The sequence below is a fragment of the Microbacterium sp. P5_E9 genome (assembly GCF_054049175.1).
On sequence record NZ_JBFUMV010000002.1, the window covers coordinates 495,093 to 507,755 of the forward strand.

13 protein-coding genes are annotated in these 12,663 nt (G+C 69.8%); 8 read left to right on the forward strand and 5 right to left on the reverse strand.

Features of this window, described 5'->3' with window-relative positions; genetic code table 11:
- Positions 1-22: 22 nt before the first annotated feature.
- A complete protein-coding gene (locus ACXJ3V_RS05680; protein ID WP_457099285.1) occupies positions 23-1,267 on the forward strand; it encodes a sensor histidine kinase in 1,245 nt (414 codons plus the stop codon).
- Positions 1,264-1,947, forward strand: a complete 684-nt coding sequence (locus ACXJ3V_RS05685; RefSeq protein WP_457099286.1) for a response regulator — start codon at positions 1,264-1,266, stop codon at positions 1,945-1,947. Before ACXJ3V_RS05680 ends, ACXJ3V_RS05685 begins: the two co-directional genes overlap by 4 nt.
- A gap of 11 nt (positions 1,948-1,958) precedes the next feature.
- Here the strand turns inward: ACXJ3V_RS05685 and ACXJ3V_RS05690 are convergent, their stop codons facing one another.
- A complete protein-coding gene (locus ACXJ3V_RS05690) occupies positions 1,959-2,456 on the reverse strand; it encodes a DNA modification methylase (RefSeq protein WP_457099287.1) in 498 nt (165 codons plus the stop codon).
- A gap of 115 nt (positions 2,457-2,571) precedes the next feature.
- On the opposite strand from ACXJ3V_RS05690, the gene ACXJ3V_RS05695 reads away from it, so the two are divergent.
- Both ACXJ3V_RS05695 and ispD read left to right on the forward strand, forming a co-directional pair.
- Positions 2,572-3,054 (forward strand): CarD family transcriptional regulator, encoded by a 483-nt coding sequence (locus ACXJ3V_RS05695; RefSeq protein WP_457099288.1) that lies wholly within the window; start codon positions 2,572-2,574, stop codon positions 3,052-3,054.
- 35 nt (positions 3,055-3,089) lie between these two features.
- Positions 3,090-4,313, forward strand: coding sequence for a 2-C-methyl-D-erythritol 4-phosphate cytidylyltransferase (ispD, locus tag ACXJ3V_RS05700; RefSeq protein ID WP_457099289.1), 1,224 nt, complete (start codon positions 3,090-3,092; stop codon positions 4,311-4,313).
- A 6-nt stretch (positions 4,314-4,319) separates the two neighbouring features.
- Here the strand turns inward: ispD and ACXJ3V_RS05705 are convergent, their stop codons facing one another.
- Together ACXJ3V_RS05705 and ACXJ3V_RS05710 are read right to left on the reverse strand one after the other, a co-directional pair.
- Positions 4,320-4,781: a GNAT family N-acetyltransferase gene (locus ACXJ3V_RS05705; RefSeq protein WP_457099290.1), complete on the reverse strand. Its 462-nt coding sequence runs from the start codon at positions 4,779-4,781 to the stop codon at positions 4,320-4,322.
- 2 nt (positions 4,782-4,783) lie between these two features.
- Positions 4,784-5,722 (reverse strand): DMT family transporter, encoded by a 939-nt coding sequence (locus ACXJ3V_RS05710; protein WP_457099291.1) that lies wholly within the window; start codon positions 5,720-5,722, stop codon positions 4,784-4,786.
- A gap of 77 nt (positions 5,723-5,799) precedes the next feature.
- Here ACXJ3V_RS05710 and cysS point away from each other — a divergent pair, with 77 nt between their 5' ends.
- The 3 genes from cysS to ACXJ3V_RS05725 are packed head-to-tail and all read left to right on the forward strand — an operon-like array spanning position 5,800 to position 8,887.
- Positions 5,800-7,251 carry a cysteine--tRNA ligase gene (gene cysS, locus ACXJ3V_RS05715; protein WP_457099292.1) on the forward strand — a complete coding sequence of 484 codons (1,452 nt, stop codon included), beginning with the start codon at positions 5,800-5,802 and terminating at the stop codon, positions 7,249-7,251.
- On the forward strand, positions 7,251-8,249 hold the full coding sequence (gene rlmB, locus ACXJ3V_RS05720) for a 23S rRNA (guanosine(2251)-2'-O)-methyltransferase RlmB (RefSeq protein WP_457099293.1): 999 nt from the start codon (positions 7,251-7,253) through the stop codon (positions 8,247-8,249). Before cysS ends, rlmB begins: the two co-directional genes overlap by 1 nt.
- Complete coding sequence (locus tag ACXJ3V_RS05725) at positions 8,246-8,887, forward strand: NAD(P)-dependent oxidoreductase (RefSeq protein WP_457099294.1); 642 nt, start codon at positions 8,246-8,248, stop codon at positions 8,885-8,887. The genes rlmB and ACXJ3V_RS05725 overlap by 4 nt, the downstream gene beginning before the upstream one ends.
- A 94-nt stretch (positions 8,888-8,981) precedes the next feature.
- Here the strand turns inward: ACXJ3V_RS05725 and ACXJ3V_RS05730 are convergent, their stop codons facing one another.
- The gene (locus ACXJ3V_RS05730) at positions 8,982-10,292 is read right to left on the reverse strand and encodes a DUF4032 domain-containing protein (RefSeq protein ID WP_457099295.1); all 1,311 of its coding nucleotides are present in this window, start codon (positions 10,290-10,292) and stop codon (positions 8,982-8,984) included.
- Between the two features lie 77 nt (positions 10,293-10,369).
- Complete coding sequence (locus ACXJ3V_RS05735) at positions 10,370-11,476, reverse strand: ABC transporter ATP-binding protein (RefSeq protein WP_457099296.1); 1,107 nt, start codon at positions 11,474-11,476, stop codon at positions 10,370-10,372.
- Positions 11,477-11,704: 228 nt separating this feature from the next.
- Between ACXJ3V_RS05735 and ACXJ3V_RS05740 the strand changes: the two genes are divergently transcribed.
- Positions 11,705-12,652 carry a DsbA family protein gene (locus ACXJ3V_RS05740; RefSeq protein ID WP_457099297.1) on the forward strand — a complete coding sequence of 316 codons (948 nt, stop codon included), beginning with the start codon at positions 11,705-11,707 and terminating at the stop codon, positions 12,650-12,652.
- The last annotated feature ends 11 nt before the right edge of the window (positions 12,653-12,663 follow it).

Consider the following 12,663-nt stretch of genomic DNA (forward strand, 5'->3'; position numbering starts at 1 on the left):
GGTTCGCCCGTACTCTGGGGGAATGCATTCGACGCAGCTCGCGCTGCTCGCCCTGCTCCTCGGGGCGGCGATCGGGGGTCTCGTGTCGGTCATCGTGATGGCCGCTCTGCGGGCCCGCGATCGCCAGAGGGTGGAGCAGTCCACCGCGGTCCCGGACGGGGTGGCGGAGGTTCTGCACGGCATGGATGACGCGGCCGCCGTGGTGGACACCTCGGCCACCGTCCTCGCCGCCTCGGCCTCGGCCGTGCCCTTCGGGCTCGGCGAAGGCTCCGTGCTCCCCAGCGCCGAGCTGAAGGGGCTTGCCCGCCGCGCCCGCGCCGGCGAGGCGGCGGCGACCGCCACGCTGCGGCTCTCGCGCGGCGCTCTGCCGGCCGAGCCGAGGCTCGTCGTGGTGCGGGCGACCAAGATCTCGCCGAGGCTCACGTTCCTGGTGCTGCGCGACATCACCGAGAAGGAGCGCGTCGAGCAGATGCGCCGCGATTTCGTCGCCAACACCAGTCACGAACTGAAGACGCCGGTCGGCGCCGTGAGCCTCCTCGCCGAGGCGATCGAGTCCGCCGCCGACGACCCCGACCAGGTGCGCGCGTTCGCCACCAGGCTGCAGGCCGAAGCCGCCCGACTGGCGCAGCTCACCTCCCGCATCATGAACCTCTCGCGCCTGCAGGCGGCGGACGAGTTCACCGACGAGCGCGAGGTCTCCATCGACGAGGTGATCGCCTCCGCCATCGAGGCGCACGCGATCCAGGCGTCGGCGACCGGTGTCAAGATCTCGCGCGGGGGAGAGCGGGGGCTCTATGTCCGCGGCGACGCCCAGGTGCTGAGCGAGGCAGTCGGCAACCTCATCGCGAATGCCGTCGCATATTCCCCGACCAGCTCGTCTGTGGGGGTCGGTGTGAAGTCCGTCGACGCCGTCGTCGAGATCGCCGTCACCGACCAGGGGATCGGCATCCCCGAGGGCGAGCAGGAGCGCGTGTTCGAGCGCTTCTACCGCGCCGACCAGGCCCGCTCACGGCGCACCGGCGGCACCGGCCTGGGTCTTTCCATCGTCAAGCACGCCGTGCAGCGTCACGGTGGCGAGGTGAAGCTCTGGTCGCGACCCGGTCGTGGCTCGACCTTCACCATCCGGTTGCCTCTCGTCGACGGGCCGGCCGACGTCCCGTCGCCGGGGAAGCGTAAGAAAGGTCGCATGAAGTCATCGATCCGCAAGTCCTCGCAGCAGGACGCGGCACTCCCGAAGCCCATCCCCTCGAACGGAGATCCCGCATGACGCGCGTCCTGATCGTGGAGGACGAGCCCGATCTCGCCGATCCGCTCGCCTACCTGCTGCGCCGGGAGGCGTACGAAGTCGAGATCGCCGAAGACGGTCCGTCCGCGCTCACCCTGTTCCGCGAGCACGGTGCTGACATTGTGCTGCTGGACCTGATGCTGCCGGGGATGTCGGGCACCGAAGTGTGCCGCCAGATCCGGGCCTCATCGGGGGTGCCGATCATCATGCTCACCGCCAAGGACTCTGAGGTCGACATCGTGGTGGGCCTCGAGCTCGGCGCCGACGACTACGTCACGAAGCCATATTCGGCGCGTGAGCTGCTGGCACGCATGCGCGCCGTGCTGCGTCGGCTGGCGGCGATCGACGCCGACCTCGATGACCGGGTGCTCTCCGGCGGGCGGGTGACCCTCGACATCGACCGCCACACGGTGTCTGTCGCGGGGTCCGAGATCGCCATGCCGCTCAAGGAATTCGAGCTGCTCGAGGTGCTCATGCGCAACGCCGGACGCGTCCTCACCCGCGGACAGCTCATCGACCGGGTATGGGGGACCGACTACTTCGGCGACACCAAGACCCTCGACGTGCACATCAAGCGCATCCGGTCGCGCATCGAGGAGCGTCCGGCGGATCCGTCGATGCTCGTCACGGTACGTGGACTGGGCTACCGCTTCGAGGCGTGACCGCGCACTGCTCAGGGAGCGAGCGACGACAGGTAGTCGAGTGTCCCGTCGAGCACGGGGACATCGACCAGGACTCCGGCATCCTCGGCCGACTGGAAGTAGACCGGCACCATGGCGCCGGGCTTGACCCCGAGGCCCTCGATGAACAGCGGGTCCTCATCGACACCCAGGCTGACGGTCGACTCGGCGGGCACGCGGATCGACTCGTCGATCTTGGCGGAACCCTCGCCGATCTCGAGGTGGAGCGTCGCGGTCTTGTCGGTGCTGTTGATGAGCACGGCGACGAAGTTCGCGTCCTCGCCGCTCTCGTCGGCGACGAACAGCGCGTTTCGCACCAGGATCGGTCCCGAGTCCGGCACGGAGACGCCGTCCGACGGGGAGTAGGGGATCTTGGTCGCCATCGTCGTATTCATGTTGCAGCCGGTCGTACCGAGAACGACGGCGGCGCCAACGATGAGCGACGCGATGAGGCGCGATTTCACGGATCCTCCAGAGACGAGAGCGGGCATCCTCTGCATTCTATGGCCAGGGCGGCGCGGATGCGGGCTCACCCGACGGGTGGGCGGCGAACCTTAGCGTATGTCCCCTGTGGTATTCTGTAGGTTGCCGAAAGGACATAACTCGATGCTTTTTGAGGTTGGCGAGACGGTCGTTTACCCCCATCACGGGGCCGCGACCATCATCGAGGTCAAGGACCGCATCATTCGCGGCGAGACCAAGAAGTACCTGAAGCTCAACGTCACCCAGGGAGACCTCATCATCGAGGTCCCTGCGGAGAATGTCGACCTCGTCGGCGTGCGCGACGTCATCGGCAAAGAGGGACTCGATCGGGTGTTCGAGGTGCTTCGCGCGCCGTTCACCGAGGAGCCGACCAACTGGTCCCGTCGCTACAAGGCGAACCTCGAGAAGCTCGCCTCCGGCGATGTCATCAAGGTGAGCGAGGTCGTTCGCGACCTGTGGCGTCGCGATCAGGACCGCGGCCTCTCGGCCGGCGAGAAGCGCATGCTCGCGAAGGCACGTCAGATTCTGATCTCCGAGCTCGCGCTCGCAGAGAAGACCGACGAAGAGCAGGCCGGCTTGGTCCTCGACGAGGTCCTGGCGTCCTGACGCACCCCGCTCCTCGACCCCGGTAGCGTGGGGGCGTGCCCTTCGACGCCGCTCACGAACCGACGCCCGTCCCTCGCATCGCCGTCATCGTCGTTGCCGCCGGGTCGGGTACCCGCCTCGAGGCGGGGAGCCCGAAGGCGTTCGTCGGCATAGACGAGCACACCATCCTCCGGCACGCCCTGACGCGGGTCTTCGCTGGTCCGTCGGCGCAGGTCGTGATCGTCGCGCCGCACGGGCGCGAAGGCGACGCGCTGACCGACGCGCTCGAGGCGGCCGGCGACCGTCGCGACCTCGTCTCGGTCGTCACCGGCGGAGCGACTCGGCAGGAGTCGGTCGCGCGCGGGCTCGCCGGGCTGTGGGGCGATGTCGAGATCGTGCTCGTCCACGACGCGGCGCGGGCGCTGACCCCTGCGGCCGTCTTCGAGCGGGTGGTCGCGGCGATCGATGCGGGCAGCGTCGGAGCCCTGCCGGTGCTGCCGGTCATCGACACGATCAAGCGCGTCGCAGACGCCGTGGTCGTCGAGGCCGTCGACCGCGCCGAGCTCGCGGCCGCGCAGACTCCGCAGGGCTTCCGCCGCGACATCCTGGATTCGTCGTATCGTGCGGCGGATCGGGACTACACCGACGACGCGGCCCTCGTCGGCGCGGCCGGCCACACCGTGGCGGTGGTCGACGGCGATGCGCTGGGATTCAAGATCACCACCCCGGCCGACCTCGAGCGGGCGCGTTCGCTCGTCGCGACCGCACCGATCGCGCGGGCGACGGTCGGACTCGATGCCCGCCCCGCGCACGCGCGGGTGGGACTCGGCACCGACGTCCACGCGTTCGGCGGTGACGGCGCGCTCTGGCTCGCCGGCCTGGAATGGCCGGGCGAAACCGCGCTGTCGGGGCACTCGGATGGCGATGCCGTCGCGCACGCGATCGTGGACGCGCTGCTGTCCGCCAGCGGTCTCGGCGACATCGGCACCCACTTCGGCACCGATCACCCCGAGTACGCCGGCGCGCACGCCGACGTGTTCCTCGCGCGCACGCTCGGGATCCTCGGCGAGGCGGGGTGGCGGGTGGGCAACGTGTCAGTGCAGGTCCAGGCGAACCGGCCGCGGTTCGCGGCGCGCCGTGCCGAGGCGGAGGCGGCGCTCTCGGCGGCCCTGGGCGGAGCATCCGTCTCGATCGCCGCCACCACGACCGACGGACTCGGCTTCACCGGCCGCGGGGAAGGCGTCGCAGCCTTCGCGGTGGCGCTCGTCGAACCGGCCTGAGAGCGGTCAGAGCGTTCGCGTCATGAAGACCGAGAACGGGTCTTCCGCATACCCCTCGAACGGGCCGCACGGCACGAAGCCCTCGCTCGCATAGAGCCGCTGCGCCGGCACGAAGTCCTCCGTCGCCCCGGTCTCGAGCCACAGGCTCGTCATGCCCCGAGCGCGGGCCTCCGCAACGATGCGCCGGAGGATCGCGCGTCCGACGCCCAGCCCGAGAAAGCGATCGTCGACGCGCATCGACTTGAGCTCGCCCCGCTCGGCGTCGATCTCCTTGAGCGCGCCGATCCCGGCGAGTTCGCCGTCGACCCAGGCCGACCAGAACGTGATCGCCGGATGCCGCAGCCCGTCCGCGTCGAGAGCGTGGACGCTCTCCGGCGGTGACGAGTCGTGCATGCCGTCGAGATGACGGGCGATGAGCGCGCGGGTCGCCTCCCCGGCGAGGTCGTCGATGCGGATGTCGATCACCACGGTCACCCCTCCACGGCGAACGGGCTGGGATCGCGCGGCGACCGCGAACCCCAGGCGAGCAGGGCGAGGCCGAGGCCGAGCACGACCAGACCGGCGATCGCCAGGGCGCTCAGCCGCTCGTCGAGCACCACGATGCCCAGGATGCTGGCGGTCAGCGGCTCGCCGAGCGTCAGGGTCGCCGCTGTCGCCGCGGTGAGGCCGCTCAGGCCCCACGTGAAGAGCACGTACGCGATCGAGATCGTCGCCAGCCCGAGCCAGAGCGCCATCGCGAGGCCGGCCGGCGTGGCGAGCCAGGTCAGGTCGACGAAGGGCAGGACGCAGGCCATGATCATGGCGGAGGACGCCCCCATCGCCCCGACGACGGTGAACGGGTCCCAGCCGTCGTCGAGCAGCCGGCGCTGCGTGTTCGCGATGACCGCGAAGCTCGCCGCCGCACCGAGGGAGCCGAGCAGGCCCAGCGGATCGGTGCCGGCGGGGGCATCGGCCTGGCCGCCCATGCCGAGCATGACCACTCCGACCGTCGCCACCGCGGTTGCGGCCATCCATGCCGCGCTCGGCCGCCGGCGCGTCAGCCCCCACTCCAGCACCCCGGCCATGATCGGGGCCGCGCCGAGTGCGACCACCGTGCCGACCGCGACGCCGTTGCGCGCGGTGCCGAGAAAGAAGAGCGGCTGATACAGCGCGAGGCAGGCGCCGGTGAGCACCATGAGCAGGAGCGGTCGAGCGCCGAATCGGGGCCGGGCAGCGGCATCCGGATGCGCGTCGGTCTTCGCGTGGTGGCGGCGCGCCAGCACGAACGCGATGACGGCGAGACCAGTGCCGCCGATCACGAGCCGCACCGCGCCGACCGACAGCGGGGTGGTGCCTTCGGGTCCGAGAGCCTGCGCCGTGCCGGTCGTGCCGAACAGCAGCGCGGCGACGAGGACGGCGATCACATGCATCCCTCAGTTCTACCCTTCGACAGGCTCACGGACCGACGCACAGGGGCCACGCATGACCCCGCCGGTAGGCTGGTGCGGTGACGGTTCGGCTCTATGACACCAAGGCGCAGGCGCTGCGCGACTTCGTGCCCCTCGACCCCGAGAACGTCACGATCTACGTGTGCGGTCCGACCGTGCAGTCCGGTCCGCACATCGGGCACCTGCGCGGCGCGCTGAGCTTCGACATCCTGCGCCGCTGGCTGGGACATCGCTTCGACCGCGTCACCTTCGTGCGCAATGTCACGGACATCGACGACAAGGTGCTCGCCAACGCGACGCCGCAGGAGCCGTGGTGGGCGCTCGCGTATCGGATGGAGCTCGAGTTCTCCCGCGCGTATTCCGCGATCGGCATCCTGCCGCCCACCTACGAGCCGCGCGCGACCGCGTCGATCCCGCAGATGCAGGAGCTCATCGCGCGCCTCGTCGAGGCCGGGCATGCCTACCCTTCGACAGGCTCAGGGACCGGCAATGGCTCAGGGACCGGCAGCGGCGACGTGTACTTCGACGTCCGCTCGTGGGCGTCGTACGGCGAATTGACGCGCCAGTCGCTCGACGCGATGGAGCCTGCCGCGGATGCCGACCCGCGTGGCAAGCGCGACCCTCGCGACTTCGCGCTGTGGAAGGGCGCGAAGGCGGATGAGCCCGAATCCGCAGTCTGGGACTCGCCCTGGGGCGCAGGGCGTCCGGGCTGGCACATCGAGTGCTCGGCCATGTCGCGCCGCTATCTCGGTGCCGAGTTCGACATCCACGGCGGCGGACTCGACCTGCGGTTCCCGCATCACGAGAACGAGCTCGCGCAGTCCGCTGCGGCCGGTGACGGTTTCGCCCGGTACTGGGTGCACAACGGACTCGTGACGGTCGGCGACCAGAAGATGTCGAAGTCGCTCGGCAACTTCCTGCTGGCCGAGGACGTGCTCGGCCAGCGCGATCCGCTGGTCGTGCGCTACGCGCTGGTCGCGGCGCACTATCGCTCGAGCCTCGACATCACCCCCTCGTCGTTCGACGAGGCGGAGTCCGCCCTCGATCGCATTCGCACATTCCTCGAGCGAGTCACCCGTGCTGGCGAGTTCGGGTGGTTCTCGTACGGCAACGACGACTTCGCCGCGGCGCTGGACGACGACCTCGGCGTGCCGCAGGCGCTCGCCGTCATTCACGCGCGGGTGCGCGAGGGCAACACGGCACTGGATGCCGGTGACCTCGAGACCGCTCGCACGATTGCCGGCGAGGTGCTCCTGATGACGGGCGTGCTCGGCATCAATCCGCTCGACCCGCAGTGGACGTCGTCGGATGCCTCGGCCGAGGCATCCGTTCTCGACGATCTTGTGCAGACGATGATCACCCAGCGCGCCGATGCGCGCGCGACCAAGGACTGGGCGACGGCCGACCGTATCCGCGATGCGATCGCGGCGGCCGGCATCACCCTCGAAGACACCGCCGACGGCACGCACTGGACTCTCTCCGGTGCGCAGTCGGCAACGAAGGAGAACTAATGGCCGGCAGCAAGCCTGGGCGTCCCGGCGCCAGCAAGGGCAAGAAGGGTCCCCTCAAGGGCACCGGAGGCAAGAACAAGCGATCCCTCGAAGGCCGTGGGCCGACGCCCAAGGCCGAGGATCGCGCGTGGCACCCCGCCGGCAAGCGGAAGGCGGCCGCTGAGCGATACGCCGCCGCCGGCGGCAAGGGCAGGCCAGCGGGCCAGGCGCAGTCGCGCCCGCGCGCTGCGAAGAAGGACGACGACACCGAAGTGGTGACCGGCCGCAACTCGGTGATCGAGGCGCTGCGCGCCAAGATCCCCGCGACCGCCTTCTACATCGCGCAGCGCGTCGAGATGGACGACCGGGTCAAAGAGATGCTGTCGATCGCGACCCACCGGGAGATCCCGGTGATGGAGGTCACGCGGCCCGAGCTGGACCGCATGGCGGGCTTCGACGGCGTGCACCAGGGCGTCGCGCTCAAGGTGCCCCCGTACGAGTACGCGCACCCGCAGGACCTGCTCGAGAAGGTCATCGACCGCGGCCAGACGCCGCTCTTCGTCGCACTCGACGGCATCACCGACCCACGCAACCTCGGCGCGATCATCCGGTCCACTGGTGCGTTCGGCGGACACGGTGTGATCCTGCCGCAGCGCCGTTCCGCGAGCGTCAACAGCGCCGCATGGAAGACGAGCGCCGGTGCAGCTGCCCGCATTCCGGTCGCGATCGCCCCCAACCTGACCTCGACGCTCAAGGAGTTCAAGAGGCAGGGGGTGTTCGTGCTCGGGCTCGACGGCGGCGGAGACGTCTCGCTGCCGGCCCTCGAGCTGGCCGACCGACCCGTGGTGATCGTGGTGGGCTCGGAAGGCAAGGGCCTGTCGCGCCTGGTCAGCGAGACCTGCGATCAGATCGTCTCCATCCCGATCGACGGGGCCACGGAGTCCCTCAACGCGGGGATCGCGGCATCCGTCGCCCTGTACCAGGTGTCCACCCTCCGCGCCGCGGGAGGCGCAGCATGACCCGCATCGCCGTCATCGGCGGAACCGGCTACGCCGGACGCCACATCGTCGCGGAGGCGGTGCGCCGCGGCCACACGGTCGTCTCGGTCGCACGGTCGGTGCCCGCCGAGCGGATCGACGGTGCGACCTACATCGAGGGCACCCTCCTGGATGCGCCGAACCTGGTCGCCGAGCTGCAGGGCGTCGAGGTGATAGTCCTCGCGGTTCCCGCTCGGGGCGACATGGAGGGCCAGCTGCGTCCGGGCGTGGCGGAACTCGTCGCAGCCCTGCCCGCCGGCGTCCGCATCGGGGTCATCGGCGGGGCGGGCGGCAGCCTCTCCGAGCCCGATGGGCCTCGGGTCGTCGACCTGCCCTCGTTCACCGAGGAGTACAAGCCGGAGGCTCTCGAAGCCATCGACATCCTCCATGACCTGCGCGAGACCCCTGCTTCGCTGGACTGGTTCTACATCCACCCGGCCGGCGGCTTCGGCGGATGGAACCCGGGGGAGCGCACGGGGGCGTACCGCGACGGCGGAGATGTGATCGTGACGGATGACGACGGCGAGTCGTTCATCGGCGGCGACGACTTCGCGATCGCCGTCCTCGATGAGATCGAGCAGCCCCAGCATCCGCGGGAGCGATTCACCGTCGGGTATTGATGCGAGCCGGGTCAATGCGAGCGAAGCCCGCGTTGACGCGGCTCGGATCAAGATCGAGTAGCGAGCTTGCGAGCGTATCGAGATCCCGAATCGGTCAGACCAGGTCGCGCCAGTCCACGGCGGTGTAGTCCTCGTCGTCGATGGCTGCGCCGTCGGCGGTCAGGATCGGGATCGACATCGTCTCGGTCACGGGGCCCATCACGGTCGCCTCGTCGCGCCGGTGACGCAGCACGCCGTCGATGTAGCTCGTCAGGATCTCCGCGAGCGGGGCGGACCGTCCGCTGGCCTGTGACACGTACCACCGGTGCTCCAGCACCTGGTGGAAGACCTCGGCGGGCTCGAGCTTCGCGCGCAGATCGAACGGGATCGCCTTCACGACCGGCTCGAACACGCGGGTGACCCACTCATGTGCCGACATCTCCTCGTCATCGGGATGCCGCGCGGTACGGGCGCGGTACTCGTCGAGGTCGTTGAGCAGGCGCCGCGCCTGATTCTCCTCGACGTCGAGCCCGGTGAGGCGGAGGAGCCGTCGCTGGTGGTGCCCGGCATCGACCACCTTCGGCTGGATCGATACGCGCGTGCCGTCGGGAGTGGCCTCGATGGACATCTCGCCGATGTCGAAGCCGAGCTCATTGAGTCGCCGCACGCGTTCGGTGATGCGCCAGGACTCGTCGGACGAGAAGGACTCCCGATCGGTGAGTGCGGCCCACAGCGACGCGTACGACGACATGATGCCGTCCGCGATCGCGAGGGCGTCTACGCCGCCTTCGAGCCGACCGCCCGCCTCGAGGTCCATGATCTCGCCGGCGATGTTGGTGCGCGCGATCTCGAGATCGTGGGCGCGCTGTCCGGGGGTGAGGCCGCTCTCGTGGAGCTCGCCGGTCTCGGCATCCACGAGGTACGCGGCGAAGGCTCCCGCATCACGGCGGAAGAGCGTGTTCGAGAGCGAGACGTCGCCCCAGAAGAAGCCGACATTGTGCAGCCGGACGAGCAGGGCGGCGAGGGCGTCGACGAGGCGCGTCGCGGTGTCCGGACGCAGCACCTGGGTGAACAGGGCGCGGTAGGGGAGGGAGAACTTCAAATGGGCGGTGACGAGCGCCGCGGGGAGCGACTCGCCCTCCGGCGTCGCCCGCCCGGCGATGACGGCCACACGCTCGACGCACGGCGCATCCAGTCTCGCCAGGTTGCCGAGCATGTCGTACTCGCGCCGAGCCATCTCCTCCGTGGTCTCCTTGATGGCCACCACCCGGCCGGAGAGGTTCGCGAAGCGGACCAGGTGGCGGGAGATGCCCTTCGGGAGGAAGACGATCGTGCTGCTCGGCCACTCGGCGAGCGTCGTCGACCAGGGGAGCGTCAGCAGCCCGGGGTCGACGGAACTGGCGGTGATGCTGAGTGCTGCGGGCATGGCTTCCCCTGGGACGACCGGAAAATGAAAAACCGCGGCGCGGGGGGTCGATGACCCTCCGCGCCGCGGTCGTGATGCTAGCTGCCCGAGATGACGGGAGCGTCGTTGAGGCGCTCGCCGCTCTCGACATCGAACGCGTGCACGTGGCCCGCGGTCGCGGCGAGGGTGACCGTGTCACCGGCGTTCGGGTGACGACGGCCGTCGACGCGCGCGACGATGTCGGTGCGCTTGCCGGCGATGTCGGTGTGACCGTAGAGGTAGCCGTCGGCGCCGAGCTCCTCGACGAGGTCGACGACCACGGAGAGGCCCTTGCCGTCGGCCGGGCCGACGACGATGTCCTCGGGGCGGACGCCGACGGTGACCTGGCTGCCGTTCGCGCGGCCGACCGTGTCGCGGTCGAGCGGGACGACCTCGGTGCCGAACTGAACGCCGCCCTCGGCGAGGTCCGCCGCGAAGAGGTTCATTGCGGGGGAGCCGATGAAGCCGGCGACGAACACGTTGTTCGGGCGCTCGTACAGGTCGCGGGGCGTGCCGACCTGCTGGAGGAGTCCGTCCTTGAGGACCGCGATGCGGTCGCCCATCGTGAGGGCCTCGGTCTGGTCGTGCGTGACGTAGACGGTCGTGACGCCGAGGCGGCGCTGCAGCGACGCGATCTGCGTACGCGTCTGGACACGGAGCTTGGCGTCGAGGTTCGACAGCGGCTCGTCCATGAGGAACACCTGCGGCTGACGCACGATCGCGCGGCCCATGGCGACGCGCTGACGCTGGCCACCGGAGAGCGCCTTCGGCTTGCGGGTCAGGTACTCCTCGAGGTCGAGGAGCTTGGCGGCTTCGAGGACGCGTGCGGCGCGCTCTTCCTTGCCGACGCCGGCGATCTTCAGGGCGAAGCCCATGTTCTCGGCGACGGTCATGTGCGGGTACAGCGCGTAGTTCTGGAACACCATCGCGATGTCGCGGTCCTTCGGCGGGATGTCGGTGACATCGCGATCGCCGATCAGGATGCGGCCGGAGTTGACCTCTTCGAGGCCGGCCAGCATGCGCAGCGAGGTGGACTTTCCGCAGCCGGAGGGGCCGACGAGAACCAGGAACTCGCCGTCGGCGACCTCGAGGCTCAGCTTGTCGACGGCGGCACGCGTGCCCCCGGGGTACAGACGAGTTGCGTTGTCAAACGTGACTGACGCCATGTTTTCTTCTCCTTCACCGGCAGGTACGTGCCGGACGATCCGTAGTGAGGAATGAGCGGGGGCTTCCCGCACGCCTTCGGTGGCGCACCTCCCAGTATGTCATGTCCGCCCCGAGTGCCGCCTGTGCGCCGGCGTCTGGGTATTTCCCAGCCTCCCTGGTTAGCATCGTGAGCGGTCGCATCCCCGCTGCGGCCTGCCGATCACCGGCCCACCGTCCCAGAAGGTTTCATGTCGAGCGACGACACGCAGAACGCTCCCGTCCCGAGCGACCGCCGAGAAGCGGTTCGTGAGAAGGCGCAGCTGGTGCAGGCGAAGCAGTCGCGCGCCCGGAAGATCCGGGTCGCGTCGGTCGCCGCCGCCGTGGTCGCCGTCGTAGTCGTCGCCGGTGTCGTGGTGTCGTGGGCGGTCGGCTCCGCCGCATCGAAGCCCATGCTCGACCCCGCCAATGTCACCGCGGACGGCGTGATCGTGACCACGATCTCGGGCGTCGCCCCCGACGACGAGCAGGGCGAGATGGCGGACGCGGATGCCGGAGCCTTGAGTGCCACCGCGGCTCCGGTGGATTCGGCTACGCCGGACCCGAGCGCGACGGCCGATGCCGCCGTCGACATCCGGGTCTACGTCGACTACCTCTCCCCAGGCTCGCAGGACTTCCAGGCCGCGAATGCGCCGCAGCTCTCGTCCTGGGTGACAGAGGGCGCCGCGTCGCTGACCTACTACCCCGTCGCGATGCTGACCTCGAAGTCGAGCGGAACGCGCTATTCGCTGCGCGCCGCGAGCGCCGCCGCGTGCGTCGCCAATCACTCGCCGGAGACCTTCTTCAAATTCACGACCACCCTGCTCGCGAAGCAGCCCGATCTCGACTCCGCCGGTTTCACCGATGACGAGCTCGCGGACATGGCCCAGGCGTCCGGTGCCGCCTCGCCGAAGGTGGTCCGCGCGTGCATCGAGGACGAGGACTTCGCGTCCTGGGCCAAGGCGGCGACCGATCGCGCACTCAAGGCGATCCCCGACACCGACGGGGTGGCGCTGACCGGCACCCCGATGGTGCTCGTGAACGGCATCCCGTATGCCGGTGCCCTGGACGACCCCGCCGAGTTCTCGCAGTTCGTCCTGACGATCGCGAGCGACTCGTACTACAAGACCGCGAGCCCCACGCCGTCGCCCACCCCCTGACATTCGCGCAG